General features: G+C 60.1%; 13 protein-coding genes and 1 tRNA gene. 6 read left to right on the top strand and 8 right to left on the bottom strand.

Annotated features, from left to right (window positions below; translation table 11 throughout):
* The first annotated feature begins 185 nt into the window (after positions 1–185).
* From AC5SEO_RS07105 to moaB, 3 genes are read left to right on the top strand one after another with little or no spacing between them, the layout of a single operon-like run.
* Entirely contained in the window at positions 186–2,030 is a 1,845-nt protein-coding gene (locus tag AC5SEO_RS07105; RefSeq protein ID WP_026330626.1) for a tetratricopeptide repeat protein, read from the top strand.
* A 6-nt stretch (positions 2,031–2,036) separates the two neighbouring features.
* Positions 2,037–2,921 (top strand): 4-(cytidine 5'-diphospho)-2-C-methyl-D-erythritol kinase, encoded by an 885-nt coding sequence (locus tag AC5SEO_RS07110; protein ID WP_003515170.1) that lies wholly within the window; start codon positions 2,037–2,039, stop codon positions 2,919–2,921.
* Positions 2,922–2,947: 26 nt separating this feature from the next.
* On the top strand, positions 2,948–3,493 hold the full coding sequence (moaB, locus tag AC5SEO_RS07115; RefSeq protein WP_003515169.1) for a molybdenum cofactor biosynthesis protein B: 546 nt from the start codon (positions 2,948–2,950) through the stop codon (positions 3,491–3,493).
* Between the two features lie 44 nt (positions 3,494–3,537).
* On the opposite strand, the gene AC5SEO_RS07120 is transcribed toward moaB, so the two are convergent.
* The 5 genes from AC5SEO_RS07120 to AC5SEO_RS07140 all read right to left on the bottom strand — a co-directional run bounded on the left by AC5SEO_RS07120 (position 3,538) and on the right by AC5SEO_RS07140 (position 9,012).
* The gene (locus tag AC5SEO_RS07120; RefSeq protein WP_065661349.1) at positions 3,538–4,416 is read right to left on the bottom strand and encodes a dienelactone hydrolase family protein; all 879 of its coding nucleotides are present in this window, start codon (positions 4,414–4,416) and stop codon (positions 3,538–3,540) included.
* A 110-nt stretch (positions 4,417–4,526) separates the two neighbouring features.
* Positions 4,527–5,555, bottom strand: coding sequence for an alcohol dehydrogenase AdhP (gene adhP / locus AC5SEO_RS07125; RefSeq protein ID WP_003515167.1), 1,029 nt, complete (start codon positions 5,553–5,555; stop codon positions 4,527–4,529).
* 149 nt (positions 5,556–5,704) lie between these two features.
* Positions 5,705–6,106, bottom strand: a complete 402-nt coding sequence (locus AC5SEO_RS07130; protein WP_003515166.1) for an MAPEG family protein — start codon at positions 6,104–6,106, stop codon at positions 5,705–5,707.
* A 114-nt stretch (positions 6,107–6,220) separates the two neighbouring features.
* Positions 6,221–7,726 (bottom strand): IMP dehydrogenase, encoded by a 1,506-nt coding sequence (gene guaB / locus AC5SEO_RS07135; protein ID WP_003515165.1) that lies wholly within the window; start codon positions 7,724–7,726, stop codon positions 6,221–6,223.
* A gap of 284 nt (positions 7,727–8,010) precedes the next feature.
* On the bottom strand, positions 8,011–9,012 hold the full coding sequence (locus tag AC5SEO_RS07140) for an MBL fold metallo-hydrolase (protein ID WP_003515164.1): 1,002 nt from the start codon (positions 9,010–9,012) through the stop codon (positions 8,011–8,013).
* Positions 9,013–9,205: 193 nt separating this feature from the next.
* On the opposite strand from AC5SEO_RS07140, the gene AC5SEO_RS07145 reads away from it, so the two are divergent.
* A complete protein-coding gene (locus tag AC5SEO_RS07145; protein WP_174068004.1) occupies positions 9,206–10,603 on the top strand; it encodes an MDR family MFS transporter in 1,398 nt (465 codons plus the stop codon).
* On the opposite strand, the gene AC5SEO_RS07150 is transcribed toward AC5SEO_RS07145, so the two are convergent.
* From AC5SEO_RS07150 to AC5SEO_RS07160, 3 genes are all read right to left on the bottom strand, one after another.
* Positions 10,604–11,344: an RlmE family RNA methyltransferase gene (locus AC5SEO_RS07150; protein WP_003515161.1), complete on the bottom strand. Its 741-nt coding sequence runs from the start codon at positions 11,342–11,344 to the stop codon at positions 10,604–10,606.
* Positions 11,341–12,972, bottom strand: coding sequence for a Ppx/GppA phosphatase family protein (locus tag AC5SEO_RS07155; RefSeq protein WP_003515160.1), 1,632 nt, complete (start codon positions 12,970–12,972; stop codon positions 11,341–11,343). The genes AC5SEO_RS07150 and AC5SEO_RS07155 overlap by 4 nt, the downstream gene beginning before the upstream one ends.
* Positions 12,973–13,138: 166 nt before the next feature.
* Positions 13,139–13,215: transfer RNA gene (locus AC5SEO_RS07160), tRNA-His, on the bottom strand.
* Between the two features lie 361 nt (positions 13,216–13,576).
* Between AC5SEO_RS07160 and AC5SEO_RS07165 the strand changes: the two genes are divergently transcribed.
* Together AC5SEO_RS07165 and AC5SEO_RS07170 are read left to right on the top strand one after the other, a co-directional pair.
* Complete coding sequence (locus tag AC5SEO_RS07165; RefSeq protein ID WP_174068003.1) at positions 13,577–17,323, top strand: ATP-binding protein; 3,747 nt, start codon at positions 13,577–13,579, stop codon at positions 17,321–17,323.
* A gap of 85 nt (positions 17,324–17,408) precedes the next feature.
* Entirely contained in the window at positions 17,409–19,067 is a 1,659-nt protein-coding gene (locus AC5SEO_RS07170; RefSeq protein WP_065703845.1) for an ABC transporter permease, read from the top strand.
* The last annotated feature ends 197 nt before the right edge of the window (positions 19,068–19,264 follow it).

The raw sequence follows: 19,264 nt of genomic DNA on the forward strand, positions 1-19,264 counted from the left end.
AGGCCTCAGGCAAACGGCGGATGGGCAAGACCGTCCGCCGCTGTTTCGGACTGGGTGTCCCGCAAGGGGAGATTGTGGCGCGGGCCATAATTTCTTGCGGGGTTGCTTCAAAAAAGCCATTCTATCGTGACCAAACAATGGAAACTGATTTTTCCGTGCTTCTGCACAAAGGCAAGGGTTCCCTCATGCGGCGTAAACCAGCACTTCGTCTTCTCTGCAGCGCGGCTCTTGCCGCCGCTCTCGCACTTGGCGCGGGTGCAAGCCCCGGCTTTGCGGAGACGAAAACGGAAGCCAAGGCCGTTACTTTCGATCCTGCCAAGGTAAATACCTTCTCCGGCGCATTCCTAGCCGCGCGCAATGCCGATGTCGATCAGGATTACCCCACCGCGATTTCGCTCTACAAGAAGGCGCTGGAATTCGATCCGGCCAATTCGGAAATCCGCCAGCGCCTGATGATCGCCGAACTGTTGAGCGGCAATTTCGAGGCTGGCGCCAAGATTGCCGATTCGATGAAGGACGATACCTCCGTCGAACGCGTGACGACCATCGTGCGCGGCCTCGACGCCATCAAGGACAAGGAATTCGTCAAGGCCGAGAAAATCCTGAAATATACCGGCCCCAACGATCTCGACCGCATGGTCAACACGCTTCTGACGGCATGGGCGCGCGCCGGTTCAGGCAAGCCCAAGGAAGCGCTGGCCCTCGTCAACAACATGAAGGGTCCGGGCTGGATTTCGATTTTCCAGAAATACAATGCCGCCGCGATCGCCCTTGTCGCCGGCAACACAGATGCTGCCCGCAAGAGCCTCAATGAGGCCGTGACGGATCGTGAAGGCGGGGCAACCGCTTCCGACACCTATATGCGCGCGGTGATGGCGCTTGCACGGCTGGAGGCTTCAGCCGGCAACAAGCAGAAGGCGCTGGACGCAATTGCGGTCGGCGACACTTTTGCGCCGAACTATGCGCCGCTCAAAGCGCTTCGCCAATCCATCGAGAAGGGCGAGAAGCCGCCGCAGCAGATCACCAATGCCGTTGAAGGCGCGGCTTCCGTGATGTTTTCGATCGCGGGCGCGCTGAACCGCGAAGGTGCCGAAGAGATCGTCACGCTTTACCTTCAGACGTCGCGGGCGCTCGATCCGCAAAGCGCCGATACGCTGATCCTTCTCGGCGGACTTGCCGAGGCGATGAAACAGCCCGACCGCGCCATCGCCTTCTACCGCGACGTGCCGAAGGATTCGCCGATGCACCGCATCTCCGAGCTGCAGCTCGGGCTAACGCTGGCGCAGACGGGCAAGGTGGAGGAAGCGCGCAACCACCTGCAATCCCTGCTGCAATCCGATCCGAAGGATATCCGTTCTTACCTCGCCTATGGCAGCGTGCTTTCCGACGCCAAGGACTACAAGGCCATGGCCGAAAACTACGACAAGGCTGTCGAGGTGATCGGTGCCGTACCGCAGAAGTCGGACTGGACCGTGTTCTTCCAGCGCGCCATCGCCCATGAGCGCCTGAAGGAATGGGACAAGGCCGAGCCGGACTTCAAGCGTGCGCTCGAACTCAACCCGGAACAGCCGCAGGTGCTGAACTATCTCGGCTATTCCTGGGTGGACAAGGGCATCAACCTCGACGAAGCGATGAAGATGATCAGCCGCGCGGTCGAGCTTCGGCCGAATGACGGCTATATCGTCGATTCGCTTGGCTGGGCGCATTTCCGGCTGGGCGCATTTGACCAGGCCGTGACTGAACTGGAGCGGGCAATCGAGCTAAAGGCCGGCGATCAGACCATCAACGATCATCTGGGCGATGCCTACTGGCGTGTCGGTCGCAAGATCGAGGCCGTGTATCAGTGGAACCGCGCACTGATTGGCGACAATGACGATCTGGACAAGGCCAAGGTGAAGGAAAAGATTGCCAACGGCCTGCCGCCGCTGGAAAAGGACGCCGAAAACACCGCCAAGAAGGAGGCCGCGCCGCAGCCGCCGGCTCCGCCAGCACCGGCCCCTGTTGCCCCTGCCCCGGATAAGAAATCCTGACGCGACATGCGCGCGGATGACATTACCAGGGCTGTCGAAACAAACGAGGCGGCCCCGGCCAAGATCAATCTGGCACTGCATGTAACCGGTCAGCGGGCAGATGGTTATCATCTGCTCGAGACGCTGGTGACCTTCACCGAAGCAGGCGACGCGATCCATGTTCGCGATGCCGATGCCGACACTTTCTCCATCTCCGGCCCGTTTGGCGATCTGCTGCGCGCAGGCGATGGCGGCAACAATCTCGTCGTCCGTGCCAGAGACCTTTTGCGTGATGCGCTTGTGGCGGCAGGTCAATCGGCACGCCCGGTTGCCATCCATCTCGAAAAGAACCTGCCGGTCGCCTCCGGAATCGGCGGCGGCTCAGCGGATGCGGCGGCGACACTGCGGGCGCTGTTGCGGCACTGGAATGCCGGGATTGTTCCTGAAAATCTCGCACCCATCGCGCTTGCGCTTGGCGCTGACGTGCCGATGTGCCTTGAAAGCCGCCCACTCATCGCACGAGGTATCGGCGAGGATATCGAGCCGGTCTCCGATCTGCCGGAATTCTTTCTGGTGCTGGCCAACCCTCTGAAAGCGGTCTCGACGCCGGAGATTTTTCGGCGATTGCTCGACAAGGCCAACTCGCCCCTGCCGGAGCGCAAAGAAGACGGCTGGATGGATTTTCTGGCGCAAAGCCGAAACGATCTGGAAGTCCCCGCGAAGGCACTTCTGCCGGAGATCGGCGCAATCGCCGGCATGCTGTCGCAGGAAGGTGCTTCCCTTGTGCGCATGTCCGGTTCGGGTGCCACCTGTTTTGGATTATTTCATTCCTTCGAGGCCGCCCGAAAAGCGGAAACATCGCTTCGAAACAAGCGCCCCGGCTGGTATTTTCAGGCGACGCGGACCATCTGAAGACAACACAATTCGAGGATAAGGCCATGGCAGGCGAAAGACCCTTCATTCCCCTCGGCATCGCGGTTCTGACCGTTTCGGACAGCCGCACGCTTGAGAATGACAAGTCCGGCGACACGCTAGTCGCACGCATAGAGGAAGCCGGACACAAGGTCGCCGCTCGTACCATCGTGGCAGACGACAAGGCTGCTATTTTCAACACCGTGCGCGACTGGACGCTCAACGGGAGCGTGGATGTGGTCATCACCACCGGCGGCACCGGCTTTACAGGCCGCGACGTGACACCCGAGGCGCTGGAACCCCTGTTCGAAAAGCGCATGGACGGCTTTTCCGCCATCTTCCATCGCATTTCCTATGAAAAGATCGGCACCGCCACCATCCAGTCACGGGCGACCGGCGGCGTGGCAAACGCCACCTTCATCTTCGTGCTGCCCGGCTCTCCCGGCGCCTGCAAGGATGCCTGGGACGGTATTCTCAAAGCCCAGCTCGATTACCGCCACCTGCCCTGCAATTTCGTTGAGATCATGCCCCGGCTTGATGAGCATTTGAAACGCGGGGCTGGCGGCGTCTAGAGTGGAATTTCAGGGGTTGTTCGTCACAGCGGACCAAAACCCCATCACGCCAGATATTTTTTGAAGAACTCCGTCGTCCGGCCCCAGGCGAGATCGGCCGCGGCCTTGTCGTATCGCGCCGAGGATGTATCGTTGTTGAAGGCGTGGTTGACGCCGTCGTAAACGAAGATTTCGAAGGTCTTGCCGTTTTCCTCCAGCGCCTTTTTATACGCGTCGATACCGGCATTGATGCGCTCATCCAGACCGGCATACTGTAACAGCAGGGGCGCCTTGATAGCAGGCACATCGGCCGCCGGCGGTTGCTGGCCGTAATAGGCGACACCGGCATTCAGGCCTGCCGATTTGGTGGCGAACCGGTTGACCAGCCCGCCGCCCCAGCAGAAACCGACCGCACCAACCTTGCCGTTCGCACCCTGCCTTGCAGCGAGCCACACCCGACCGGCTTCGGCATTGGCGACTGTTGCGTCCATATCGAGGCCGCTGAACATCTCCCGTGCCTTATCCTCGTCCGAAGGCGTGCCGCCCTGCGGCGACAGAAAATCAACCGCAAGCGCCCTGAACCCCGCAAGCGCCACGCGTCTTGCCACATCGCGGATATGGTCGTTCAGGCCCCGGTTTTCATGGATGACGATAACCGAGCCAATGGGGCCGGAAACCGATTTCGGCGTGACGAGATAGCCCTTCATCTCGCCACCGGGGGCGGGATAGGTCACCTCTTCCGCAACGATACCCGCATCATCAGGCGCGACGATTGCCGCACGGGCGCTGTTGGCCGAAAGAAGCGGCGCGATTGCGGCAGCAGCTGCGCCGGACCCGGCAAGCAGGCTGAGCTTTTCCATGAATTTGCGGCGATCGAGGCTGAGATGGGTATATTCATCGTAAGCGTCGATCATGGCCTGCGTAATCTTCGGCTTGTCGTCCATCGCTCTCTTCTCCCTGAACGCGCAGATGCACAGGGAGGATAGCGCAGATCGTCGCCCGGTGAACAAGCGGCGGCACACTTTTGCGTGAGCGCCGCCGCTGGTCATCTGTCTCAGGCGGCAAGGTCCACGACGATACGGCCGTCGATCTTGCCCTCTTCCATGCGACGGAAGATGTCGTTGATGTTTTCGAGTTTATCCCAGGAAAAGTGGGCGGCTACCTTTCCTTCACCAGCGAAGGAAAGCGCCTCCTCCAGATCCTGCCTTGTGCCGACGATGGAGCCACGCACCGTGATGCGCTTCAGCACCGTTTCGAAAACCGGAATGGAGATGAAGCCCGGCGGCAGGCCAACAAGTGCCATCGTGCCCTTGGAGCGCAGGAAACCGTAGGCCTGCTCCATGGCTTTGGGCGAAACCGCCGTCACGAGCGCGCCGTGGACGCCGCCGGTCGCCTTCTGCACCTGTTCCACCGCATCCGGCGCCCGACCGTTGACGGTAAAATCCGCGCCCAGCTTTTTCGCAAGCTCCAGCTTGTCGTCATAAATATCGGCGGCAACGACATGCATGCCCATGGCCTTGGCATATTGCACGGCCATATGACCAAGCCCGCCAATGCCCGATATGACCACCCATTCGCCGGGCCTCACTTCGGTTTCCTTGAGACCCTTGTAGACGGTGACACCGGCGCAGAGCACGGGTGCAGCGGGGCCGAATTCCAGATTGTCGGGAAGTCGGCCAACGAATTTCGGATCGGCAAGCCCGTATTCCGCAAAGCTGCCATTGACGGAATAACCCGAGTTCTTCTGACTTGGGCAAAGAGTTTCCCAGCCGGTGCGGCACGGAATGCAGCATCCGCAGGCGGTGTAAAGCCACGGCGTGCCGGCGCGGTCGCCTTCCTTGATGCCGGTCACGCCAGCGCCGATCTTGGCGACGTAGCCGACGCCTTCATGGCCGGGGATGAATGGTGGATTGGGTTTGACCGGCCAGTCGCCCGTTGCGGCGTGCAGGTCCGTGTGGCAAATGCCGGTCGCCTTGTAATTGATGAGAATTTCACCCGGGCCGGGATCCGGTATCGCCACTTCCTCGATGGTCAGCGGTTTGCCAAATGCGCGGACAACCGCGGCCTTCATTGTTTTAGCCATGACATACTCCCTAATCTCTGCTCGCCTGAAATTCTCGACGGCGAGGCAGAGACTACCGGGGATGGGGCGTCACGGAATTGACCCATCGCAAATCGCAGCATTTTAGAGGCGCGATTGTCTCACTTATGAAGCAACCTTACGGTGCCATCTCACTCCAGCGCCAACCAGATGGCGAGCCAGCCCCAGAGGCAGACGAGAAGCGCGAAACCAATCGCGAACAATGGCGCACGATAACGCAAACGGTTGCTGGTGACGTGAACGAAGGAGTGCGCATAACGGGAAATCACGAACAGCCAGGCCAGAACGACGGTAACGATATTGTCCGCGTCGGTAATATAAAGCAGCAGGCAGACGGGGTGGAAGAGAACCGGAAGCTCGAACTGGTTGGCAATGTTTCGGTTGACCAGATAGCTTTCGCGCCCTTCCTGTCCCGTATCGCGATATCTGAGCGCGGTATCACGGTCCGTCAGCGTGTATTTTTTGCGGCGGTAAAGCAGTAGGGCGTAAAGAACGAACACGAGAAATGCATGGGCTATCATCGGCCAGAACATTGCGGTCGTTGGTGACATGCTTTCTCCTCCAATCACAATAACGCTCCCCGATCCGGCATGAATCGGGGAGCGCCAAATACTGAGACTATGTTGTTGCGGATTCGGCTCGAAAGATCAAACCGCGCCGGGGTAGTTCGGGCTTTCGCGGGTGATCGTCACGTCATGGGCGTGGCTTTCGCGCAAGCCCGCGCTGGAAATGCGCACGAAGGTGGCGCGCTCCTGGAATTCCTTGATCGTGCCGCCGCCGACATAACCCATGGCAGCCTTCAGGCCACCGGCCAGCTGGTGCAGGACGCCGGAGACCGGACCCTTATAGGGAACCTGACCTTCGATACCTTCCGGAACGAGCTTCAGCGTGTCGCGCACTTCCGCCTGGAAATAACGGTCGGCGGAGCCGCGCGCCATGGCGCCAACGGAACCCATGCCGCGATAGGCCTTGAAGGAACGGCCCTGATAGAGGAACACTTCGCCCGGGCTTTCATCCGTGCCGGCCAAAAGCGAGCCGATCATGACGGCGGAGGCGCCGGCGGCAATAGCCTTCGCCAGATCGCCCGAGAACTTGATGCCTCCATCGGCGATGACAGGAATATCTGCGGCATTGGCCACTTCGACAGAGGCCATGATCGCAGCAAGCTGCGGAACGCCAACGCCGGCGACGATACGGGTGGTGCAGATGGAACCGGGGCCGATACCGACCTTGACGCCATCGGCGCCGGCATCGATCAGTGCCTTGGTGCCGTCAGCGGTCGCAACATTGCCGGCGATGATGCGAACGGAGTTCGACATCTTCTTGACCACCGAAACCGCATCGAGCACGCGCTGTGAATGGCCATGCGCGGTATCGACGACCAGAAGGTCAACACCGGCATCGATTAGGCGTTCTGCGCGCTCGATGGCATCGGCACCGACGCTGATTGCGGCAGCGGCGCGAAGACGGCCCTGCGCATCCTTGGTGGCGTTGGGGTTGAGCTGCGACTTCTCCATATCCTTGACGGTGATGAGGCCGACGCAATTGCCTTTTCCATCCACCACCAGCAGCTTTTCAATGCGGTGCTTGTGCAACAGGCGGCGCGCTTCCTGCTGATCGACGCTGCTTTCCTTGACCGTAACAAGGTTTTCGCGGGTCATCAGTTCATAGATCTTCTGCTGCGGATCGGATGCGAAACGCACGTCGCGGTTTGTCAGAATGCCGACGAGACGGCCATTCTTGTGGCCGCCGGCACCGCCGTTTTCAACCACCGGAATGCCGGAAATGCCGTGCGCCTTCATCAAAGCCTGTGCTTCTGCCAGCGTGGCATCCGGGCCGATGGTGACCGGGTTGACGACCATGCCGCTCTCGAACTTCTTTACCTGCCGGACTTCTTCGGCCTGTTCGATGGGGGTAAGGTTGCGGTGGATGACGCCGATGCCGCCGGCCTGCGCCATGGCGATGGCAAGGCGGCCTTCCGTGACCGTGTCCATGGCGGAAGAGAGGATCGGCAGGTTGAGATCGATATCACGGGCAATGCGGGTGGCGATATTCGTCTGTCCCGGCATAACCTCGGAATGTCCGGGTTGCAGCAACACATCGTCAAATGTGAGGGCGTCCAAACCAGTGGGTGTTTGAATGATGCGTGCCATGACCAAATTCCTTCATAATGAAAATGCGTGGCCGTCCCGGAACGAAAAGTTCACCCCGGCGCCCTGCAAGGATTGCTTGGAAGTTGGCGAGGGCTGGTAACACGTTCATGACAGGAAGGAAATAGAAAAAACCCGGAATGACCTTCCGGGCTTATTCTGTTGCTGCATTGCAGCAGGCGTTAAACAGCGTCCTGTGGATCCCTGTTCCGCACGACGCGCTTTAACTGCTTGTTTTTACGCATGTCGTTATCGCAAAACCGCTTAACGCTTTTGCGCGATATGCATCAGATGTCGAACTGGTAGGACTTCGGCACGAAACGGTACCCCGTATCCAGCTTTTCCGCGTAACCGACAGCCGGGAAAGGCATGTGATAGCCGAGGAACGGCAGCCGGTCCGTGGCGATCATGTCGTAGACCTTCTTGCGGGTTGCAGCTGCCGCCGCCTTGTCCATGTCGAACTTCACTTCCCAATCCGGCTTTTGCAGCGACAGGACGAAATGGTTGGCCGTATCAGCCGTCAGGATCAGCTGCTTGCCTTCGGATTCGACACGGAAGATCATGTGGCCCGGCGAATGGCCAAACGCCGCAATGCCGGTGATGCCGGAAACTACGTCAGCACCGTCGCCGATGAAGGTCGCCTTTTCCGCCAGCGGTTTGACGTTGGCGATGACGCCCTTCTGGCCGCCTTCGGCAGGCGTGCCAACCCGCTTCTCGTCCGTCCAGAAATCATATTCCGCCTGGCCGAAAACATAACGCGCCTTGGGGAAGGCCGGCGCGCCCTTTTCCATCAATCCGCCAATGTGGTCGCCGTGCATGTGGGTCAGCACCACCACGGTCACGTCGTCAGGAGAGTAACCGGCAGCCGCCATGCCTTCGATAAGACGGCCATTACCAGCGCCACGGCCGGACTCGCCGAAACCCGTGTCGAACAGCACGAGGTCCGTGCCGGTATTTACGAGAACCGGCGAGAAGGAATTGACGAATTGCTCCTTCGGCAGAAAATTGTCTTCCAGCAGCTTGCCGACGGTTTCCGCCGACTGATCGGTGCCGAAGGTCTCGCCCGGATTGGGCGCGGCGCGCGCGCCGTCCTTCACGACAAGCACTTCGAAAGTACCAAGCTTGAAGCGATTGGTTTCAGGCGGCATGGCGTGTTTGATCTCCATGGAAGTTTGCGGCTGGTTCGTCTGCGCCGTTGCGGTGCGCGCCATCAGAAGCGGCGCGCCGAGAACGCTTGCTCCCGCCACACCGATAAGGCCGCGTCTGCTCATGCTCAAGGATTGAGTCATCATTTTTCTCCCGATTCTCGCCAATGTCACTTTGCCCAACGGACAATAGAGCGAGAAAGTTGCAAGAAAACCGGCCTCACGCAGGTTTGATCGGAACTTCAGAAATTGATAATTAACGTGTTGGCAAGTCGGCCCATCAGGCGTAGGAGGAACTGCGATACCATTGTCGCAGCGGAGAGCCGCAGGCAGCCTCATGAACCGCATCATTCCCCTGATCCTGGCAGTCGCTCTCTTCATGGAGCAGATGGACTCCACCGTCATCGCCACATCGCTTCCGGCCATCGCGGCCGATCTCCACGTGGGTCCGATCACGCTCAAGCTCGCACTGACGGCCTATATGGTGTCGCTGGCGATTTTCATTCCGATCAGCGGCTGGATGGCCGACAAATACGGCGCGAAGAAAATCTTCCGTTTCGCCATCGGCGTCTTCGTCGTCGGTTCGATCTGCTGCGCAGTCTCGTCATCGGTATTCGAATTCGTCGTTTCGCGCTTCCTGCAAGGCATGGGCGGGGCGATGATGACGCCCGTTGGCCGCCTCGTCCTCCTGCGGACGACGCAACGCAGCGAGCTGGTTTCCGCCATGGCGCTTTTGACGATACCGGCACTTGTCGGGCCTCTGACCGGCCCGCCGATCGGCGGCTTCATCACCACCTATTTTTCATGGCACTGGATTTTCCTCATCAACGGGCCCATAGGCGTTATCGGCATCTGGCTGTCGACGATCTTCCTGCCGGAAATCGAGACCACCAATCCGCCACCGATGGACGGCAAGGGTTTCGTGTTATCCGGTCTTGCAGCATCGGGCGTGGTTTTCGGCGTGTCGGTCGTCAGCCTTCCGGCACTGCCGCCCGCCATCGGCATCGCCTCGACGGTCATCGGTTTCATCTGCGGCTTTCTTTATGTGCGCCACGCGGCAAACCATCCTGCTCCCATTCTGGATTTCCGCATTTTCCGCAACCCGACATTCCGGGCGGCCACCGTTGGCGGCACCGCCTTCCGCATTTCCACGGGCGCGATTCCCTTCCTGATGCCGTTGATGTTGCAGATCGGTTTCGGGCTCAACCCGTTTCAATCAGGCATGATCACCTTTGCCGGGGCAATCGGCGCGATCACCACGAAATTCATGGCCAAGCGGGTCTTTGCCGCAACGGGGTTCAGATCAACGCTGATCGGAGCCGGCATCGTCGGTGCCTTCACGACGCTCGCCAACAGCTTCTTCACGCCGGAAACGCCTTACCCACTTATCATGATCTGCCTGGTCACGGCGGGCTTTGCCCGTTCCTTCTTCTTTACTGGATCCAACGCGCTCAGCTATTCCGATATAGACGACAGCCAGGCAAGTCAGGCAACTTCGATGGCATCCGTGCTGCAACAGATCAGCCTTGCGCTCGGCGTGGCTTTCGCAGCCGCCATCCTGGAAGTCAGCAGCATGTTATCCGGCTCGCATCTGCAGCTCGCCGATTTCCACGTTGCCTTCACCATCGTGGCGCTCGTTTCGCTGTTTGCAATCGTGCCGATCATCCGCATGGACGCGCAAGCGGGCGCGGCCGTTTCCGGCCACCGCGGCAAGGTCTCGCAACCGGCAGAATGATTAGTCTTCGTCCGCCTCATCCACGTGCATAACGGACTGCGTTTCGGCGGTCCGGCCCTTGAAATGCTTGGCGAGCAGGAACATTTCGACCGATTCCGAGCGCGAGGACGCCGGCTTGATATGCAGGACCTGCTTGAAGTTCTTCTTCAGCATGTCGAGCAATGCCTTTTCCGTGCCGCCCTGGAAGGTCTTGGCGAGGAAATGGCCGCCTTCCGCCAGCACCTGAACCGCGAAATCGGCCGCGACTTCGCACAGATGCATGGTGCGGATGTGGTCCGTCTTCTGGTGGCCCGTGGTTGGTGCGGCCATGTCGGACAGTACCAGATCCGGCGTGCCGCCAACGGCCTCCATCAACTGGTCCGGTGCGGTCGGATCGAGGAAGTCGAGCTGCAGGATCTTCACGCCGGGGATGGGATCAATTTCGAGAAAATCGATAGCGGCGACGCGGATATCATCCTCGGTGGAATCGGTAACCTTAGAAGCGATCTGCGACCAGCTTCCGGGTGCCGCACCAAGGTCGATGATGCGGGTGGCACCCTTCAGGATCTGGTGCTTGTCGTTGATTTCCAGAAGCTTGAAGGCGGCGCGGGCGCGATAGCCTTCAAGCTTGGCGCGCTGCACATAGGGGTCGTTGATATGACGTTCCAGCCAGCGGCGCGATGAGGCCTTGAGCTTGGTCTTCTTGACCTTCTGACCGATCTTTCGGCCGGTGCGATTGGTGCTTGTGGGCGCCTTGCTCATGTCAAACCTTCCGTTCTGTCCTGCCGTGCCATCTGCATGCGCCTTATCCGGTTACGCCGCCATGCGCCGTCATCCGCCATCATATCCGTCAACAGGCCTTCGCGCAGCCCGCGATCGGCCACACGCATGCGCCGCGCCGGCCAGCGACGGCGAATGGCCTCGAGGATGGCGCAGCCGGCCAGAACCAGATCGGCCCTGTCAGGACCGATGCAGGCATTGGCGGCGCGGCCGGCAAAATCCCATGCCAGAAGCTTGTCCTGCATCGCCGTCACCTCGGTATCTGAAAGCCAGAGGCCATCCACCTTGCGGCGATCGTAGCGCGGCAGGTCGAGGTGAACGCCCGCAAGCGTCGTCACCGTACCCGAGGTTCCGATCAGGTGAAAATCCTCGTGATGCGCAAGCGGCGCCAGAGGCGGGCACTGGAAGGCATCCAGCAGCCCTTCGACTTCCCGCACCATGGCGGCAAACACATCCGGCGTCACATCGCGGCCGCCATGGCGTTCCGAGAGGGTAACAACGCCGACCGGCAACGATGTCCAGTGGGTGATGTGGTTGGCGAGCCGGTTGGAACGGTTTTCGCCGACCTTGATGACCGCGATTTCCGACGATCCGCCGCCTATATCGAACAGCACCACCGAACGGGCTTCACGCCCGACCAGCGAGGCGCAACCCGAAACGGCGAGACGCGCTTCCGTCTCGCGGCTGATGATCTCAAGCTTGAGCCCGGTTTCCCGGGTAACCCGCTCCAGAAACTCCTCGCCATTGGTTGCTGCCCGGCAAGCTTCGGTGGCGATGAGGCGCATACGCCTGATCGGGCGTCCAGCAAGTTTCGAGGAGCAGACCTTGAGAGCCTCCACCGCGCGATCCATGGCATCGTCTGAAAGACGGCCGGTCGATACCAGCCCCTCGCCCAGCCGGACGATGCGCGAAAAGGCATCGACGACCCGGAACTGGCCGGGCCGTGTCGGCTGCGCGATCAGCAGTCGGCAATTATTGGTTCCAAGATCGAGCGCCGCATACATGTCCGTTGCGAATTCGGAGCCATGCTCTTGATGGCGGGCGCCGTGACGGGCGGACATTTCGGATTGTTGCCGGTGCGGTTCCTGAGCCGTCCCATTGGCGCGACCGTTCTGCTTGCCAACATGTCGGGGCGCATGGGAGGGAACCAGCGGGCGACCCTGCGGATCGCGGCTGCGCGGATCACGGTGAGCCCGCTTGCGGTTACGCGACTTGCGACCACCGGCAGGCGGCACGGAGGATGGATTGGTGGCATCCGTTGCGACGACAGCCTCTGGCTGTTCACTGGCAGCAGGCGGCGTCTGATGGGAGGTGCCTTTGCCACGGGAACGCCGACGCCGCTTTCTTTTGCGCGGTTCGGCATCCGGCTCGAGAGCCGATACATAGGGGGAACCGGCCGGAACATCCGCGGCAACATCATGCGACAGCACAGCAACGTCACGGGGTTTACCGTCACGCCTGTTTTTCTTGCCACGACGGGATCGCTTCGCTTTCCCTTTGTTTGCCACCGACGCCCCTTGTTCCGACGGCTTTGGGCCGTTTCCGGGGTCGATCACTGTCTTGTCCATTTCGCCGCGCACAAGCGTAGACGCTATGCTGCTGGCTTTCATAAGGTTTCGTTGGGCGGACAATACCAGCGCAAGAGATTTTAGCCAAATGGTTTTTGGAAGCGAGGAAACCGCACAGTCGACGCGCAGCAAAGACATGCGTTTGCGATAACCCAAATCGGGTTTGAAATCGCTGTAATGATTTTCAGGAATTTTAGGAAATTGGAGATGGTACGGTTGGGGGGTCTCGAACCTCCGACCTCAGGTGCCACAAACCTGCGCTCTAACCAACTGAGCTACAACCGCACATCAAACGCCGAACCGGCGCCACGGGGGGTGACATAAAAGGTGTTTTCGCTATTTGCAAGTCCTTCAGCGAATTTTGCGAAAAAAGGCTTGGAAAGGCAAGCGGTTTTCATGGCGCCAGAGCTGGCAACAGTCGATAGCCGGGTCTACCGCTTGCAATCTGGAACGGGGCCAGAACGGGTCTCGCCGGGCCTGTTCATGTTAACTCTATTTGGCGATTCATTCAGGCGGCGGTGGACCGCGCCGCCCTGTGAAGTTATTTAAAATTCTGTTAACGTGGTGCCTCAGCGGGTTTACGTTTCAGCTTCATGAGGAAGCCGAAAGCCTCGCAAGGTCCGGTAGTGCCAGAATAGGTTTCGACATGCCCGCCGTCCAGTATCCCTTTATCGATATCGCAGTGCATGAACGGGTGCGCGAAGGTTTCGGGCGCGGCGAGGCGATGGCTTTGTTCTCGCTCGATCTTCAGAGCGCGCTCTGGGCCAATGGGCGCGGTGCAGCGCTGTTCGGCACGCCGATGGTCTATGATTTTCTGGAACAGGGGCCTAAACGGCAGGACGTGACCTTCCGGCAGCTGGCCGCGACGGCGGCGCGTCTTTCGAAGACGGGCGACAGCCTGCCGTTTACCATTCGTATCAATGCCGGCTTCCGCAGCCTTGCCGTTACCGCCAAGGCGGAAATCATCGAGGCCGAACCGGGCCAGCCTGCTATTCTGTTTTCCGCCCTCACCGATCAGGCCGCACCTGACACGGCGGAATGCGCAAGGCGCATGATTGAAGGCTTTGACGATCCCGATATCCATATCGCTGTCATCAATGGCGATAACGAGGTCGTTGCCGCTTCGGCCAAGTTTGCGTCGCTCGGCATCACGCCGCATACGGCAAAGACGCTGGTTAGGATGGCCGCAGGTCAGGCTGGCCACCTCGTCAAACGGCCCGTGCCGACCGGCAAGGGTTACATGCCCGCCGCCGCCGGCCAGATCACGACATCGCCAGAACTCAATCTGTTGTTCGTGGTCGAAACCGCGCTCGGGACGCTCGATCCCGTTAACGGCTTTGCCGAAGACAAGCCGCAGGAAGCACCGGCCGCCGCCCAACCGGCTTTGCCGGTTGCCGAGACCGCGCCTGTTGCCGCGACGGCTGCCTCGTTCGATTCCGTGCTCGACGCCGTCGCTGGGATAGAAGATGTGGAGGACGTGCCGGAACTGCCTTCCGACGTCGAAGACGAAGTGACGGTGGAACAGGATGAGGAAACCGTCCTGCCATTGCTTGCAGCAGAAGAAGAAACGGATGCTCCGGCGGATGTCCCGCTGGAGGATGCCGATACGGCTGCGAATGCGGCGATGACGGACGATATTGCCGATCTCTTCGAACTGGATGCGGATGAGGCAGAGGTTCCGGCAACTGGCCAGGCTTCCAGCGAAGACCATACCGAACAGGCCCCGGATGCGGAGCGCGCAAAGGCGGAAGATGAGGTCGCTGAAACAATAGCGGCGCAGGACGCTGCACCAGTTGAAGAGGATGCCCCAGCGGCCGTGGAACCGACCGACGAACCCCGGCCTTTTGTCTTCAACGCCGGTGCGCGTGCATCCCGTTTCGTCTGGAAAATCGATGCCGAGGGCCGCTTCAGCTCGATCTCGCACGAATTTGCGGAGGCTGTGGGCGCGAAGGCGGCAGCTGTCGAAGGCATGAGTTTTGCCGATGTGGCGGCACTGTTCAATCTCGATCCGGAAGGCAAGATTCGCGAGCTTCTCGGCCGCCGTGATACCTGGTCTGGCAAGACGATCTATTGGCCAGTCGAAGGCACGTCCCTGATGGTGCCGATCGATCTCGCCGCCCTTCCCACCTATACGCGCTCGCGCGAATTTGACGGTTTCCGTGGTTTCGGCATCGTGCGGCTGGCCGATGCCGCAGAGGATCCGCACGCCACCGGCCTCACCTTCCTGCACGGCGAAGACATCCTTCAAACCGAGGTTTTGCCGCAGCCGGCTGCCGAGGATGAAGACGAGGAATTGCTGGCTTTTCTCGATGAGCTCGATGAGGAAACCCCGGCCGCTGAAGATGCGCCAGCCGAGATTTCGGACGAAGAGCGGCCCCACGATTACAGCCCGCCGGAATTCGAAGTGCCGGCCTTGGAAATCGTACCGACCCCGGAACCAGAGCCGGAGCCAACCTACTCCGACAAAGTAGTCCATCTGGAAGAGCGCCGCTGGCGCTCCCGCGAGGGCCTGACCGCAGGCGAGCAGGCCGCCTTCCGCGAAATCGGCCGGACGCTGGCACCCGTAGATGCCGTTTCAGACGAAGGCCCGAAGGCGGAAGAAGACGCTCCTTCTACCGATCCGGCTGCACAGCACATCCAAGACGATATCGACGCGGTAACACAGGTGGACCTGCCGCCCGTGCTGGAAGAAGACGTTAATGCCGCAGAACCGGCTGAGGAAGACGATCTCTTCGCGGACTATGTTCGCGGCGAACGTCCTGCGGCCACGAACAAGCCTGCCGATGAAATCCACATCGAAGAAAAGACAGTCGCCTTCACCGAGGTGGTACCGGCGGCCGATATCGCCGCTGCGATGGTTAGCCCACCGCTGCGACCCGCCGATGCGCTGAGCGCCGAAACGCTGGACCAGATGCCCGTGGCACTGCTGGTGCATGCCGGTGACAGGCTGATCCATGCCAATCCGGATTTCCTGCGGCTGACGGGCTACGGCTCTCTTGATGAATTGGACGAGGTCGGTGGACTGGAAGCCCTGCTGCAACGGCAGGAGCTTGAGGATATGCCTGATAACGAAGGCGGCATGGTCGTCGTCAGCGCCGAAAATGACATCATTCCGGTCAAGGCACGGCTGCAATCCATCTGCTGGGAAGACACCAAGGCGCTGATGCTGTCGCTGGTTCCGCTGGAAGAAAAGCAGGCACCGGTTACGGCAGCCAACGAGAATACGTCAGCGGCGGAAACCGCGAATGCCGACGCAGGCAGCGTTTCCGTATTGCAGGGCGAAGTCGAAGAACTGCATTCCATTCTGGAAACGGCAACGGATGGCGTGGTGCTTTTGGGAGACGACGGCGAAATCCGTTCGCTCAATCGCTCCGCCAGTGCGCTATTCAACTACGACAATGGCGAAATCGCAGGAAAGCCCTTCGTCACCCTGTTTGCGCATGAGAGCCAGCGCGCGGTGCTGGACTATCTTTCCGGCCTTGCCAATAACGGTGTCGCCAGCGTGCTGAACGATGGCCGCGAGGTGATCGGCCGCGAGGCATCCGGCGGTTTTCTGCCGCTGTTCATGACGATCGGGCGACTCAAATCCTCGCACGGCTATTGCGTGGTCATCCGTGACATCACCCAGTGGAAGCGCACGGAAGAAGAGTTACGCAACGCCAAGCGCGCGGCGGAAACCGCCAATGCGCACAAGACCGATTTTCTTGCGCGTGTCAGCCACGAAATCCGCACGCCTCTCAACGCCATCATCGGCTTTGCGGACATGATGGCGACCGAGCGTTTCGGGCCAATCGGTCATCCGCGTTATGTGGAGTATTCCAATGATATCGGACGTTCGGGCCGGCATGTGCTCGATATCGTCAACGACCTCCTCGACATCTCCAAGATCGAAGCCGGGCAGATGGATGTCGATTTCATCGCGGTTCCGCTGAACGAGACTGTGGCCGAGGCGGTCTCGCTGGTGCAACCGCAGGCCAACAATCAGCGTGTCATCATCCGCACGGCGCTTTCGCAATCCGTTCCACAGATCGTTGCCGACCTGCGCTCGATCAAGCAGATCGTGCTCAACATCCTGTCGAACGCCATCCGCTTCACGCCATCAGGCGGCCAGATCGTGGTTTCCACCGCCTATGAGGCCAATGGCAGCGTCGCGCTGCGTATCCGCGATACCGGCATCGGCATGACCCGGGCTGAGCTGGAACAGGCCATGAAGCCGTTCCGGCAGGTGGCGTCATCGGGCAAGCGCGTGCGCGGCGATGGCACCGGGCTCGGCCTTCCCTTGACCAAGGCGATGGTGGACGCCAACCGCGCGAACTTCTCCATCACCTCGACACCGAACGAGGGAACGCTGGTGGAAATTACCTTTCCGTCGCAGCGGGTTCTTGCCAACTGAGGCCATGCGGGCGTAGCAATGCGGGAACCGCCGGCTAAACGGACAGCCGGTTGAGGCTTTCGCAGGACAGCAGGCTGGCTTTTCCATGACGGTTTCCATTCCGGCAACAAGACGCGTTTCATTGTTGCCCATCACGGCGGTCATCGTCGCAGCCATCGCCGCCATGCCTGTTCTGGCGGTCTTCTGGCTGGCGCTGACCGGCAGCACGGAAGGATGGCAACACCTTCTAGCCAATGTTCTGCCGCGCGCCGGGTTTCGAACCTTCCTGCTGCTGGCGATGACGGCCGCAACGACGGCATTCTTCGGCATTGTCTGCGCCTGGCTCGTCACCACATTCGAATTCCCTTTGCGGCGGGTATTGTCGGCGGCACTTGTCCTGCCGCTCGCCATTCCTTCGTATCTGGCAGCCTATGCTTTCGGCGAGTTCCTGGATTTCACCGGCCCGGTACAAAGCGCCCTTCGCGCCGTCTTCGGCTATCACAGCATCCGCGACTACTGGTTTCCGGACGTACGCTCGCTTGGCGGCGCCGTGGTGGTTCTGAGTTCGGTGCTTTACCCTTATGTCTATCTCTCGGCCCGCGCCGCCTTTTCCATGCAGGGACGGTTTGCGGCCGAAGCTGCGCGCACGCTTGGTGCGAAACCGCTTGGCGTATTCTTTTCCGTTCAATTGCCGATGGCGCGGCCGGCGATCGCCATCGGTCTTTCGCTGGTCCTGATGGAAACGCTGAACGATATTGGCGCTGTCGAATATCTCGGTGTCCAGACGCTGACTTTCACGATTTACGAGACCTGGCTCAATCGCGGCAATCTTGCCAATGCCACACAGATCGCCGCCGTCATTCTGCTCATCGTTGGCGCGTTGATCTTCATCGAACGCAACGCCCGCGAAAAACAGCGCTTTGCCGCTCCAAAAGCCACGACCATGGCGCAACGCCACCGGTTGAAAAGCCTTCGCGGCTGGCGGCGCTGGTCTGCAAGCCTCTTCTGCGTCGCTCCTGTGGCGAGTGGTTTCCTCATTCCCGTCATCGTTCTTGGCGGTTACGCCGCAAAAAGGCTGGATGCGCTGTTTGCGCCGAAGCTGCTGAAAGCACTCGGTCACAGTCTCGAGGTCTCGCTTTCCGCCGCCTTCGTCACCCTGATTGCGGCTTTCGTATTTTCCTATGCCATCCGCACCGAGCGCTCGCGCACGTCAAAGGTGGCCGCGCGACTTGGCTCCATGGGATATGGCGTGCCGGGAACGGTGCTCGCCATCGGCGTGCTCATTCCCCTGGCCGGTCTCGACAATCACGTCGACGGGTTTGTCCGCTCCCATTTCGGATTTTCGAGCGGCCTGCTGCTGTCAGGCACTGCCTTTGCCATCATCTACGCCCATTCGGTGCGCTTCATGACCATGGCGGAGGGAACGCTTGATGCCGGGTTCCAGAAGCTCTCGCCGCATATCGACATGGCCTCGCGAACGCTTGGGCGCAACCGGTTGCAGACACTGTTCAAGGTGCTGCTGCCGAATATGCGGCCTGCGGCGCTGACAGCCTTTCTTCTGGTACTGATCGAATCCATGAAGGAGCTGCCGGCGACGATCCTGCTGCGGCCCTTCGGCTTCAACACACTCGCCACGCTGGTCTATGAAGACGCGTCCCGCTCAAGGGTGCAGGATGCCGCCGTGCCGGCGATCATCATCATCATTGCCGGGCTTATCCCCGTGCTTCTCGTGTCGAAATCGATGGATCATCCGGAAAACCGCTGAAGGCAACGCGCATGGCGGCAAAAAGAAAGGCGGCCTCTCGGCCGCCTGTATTAGTTGTGCTTTTTTAACGAGAGAAAGGGGGACAACCTCGCCATATGGAAATTATCAATCCCGGCTATCTAAAGTTTGACAGCCCTGCGTTGGGATTTACTTTCCGCCAACTCCTATTAACAAGCGGTTAAAACCAAAATCGATCA

The organism is Agrobacterium sp. K11 (assembly GCF_059429395.1).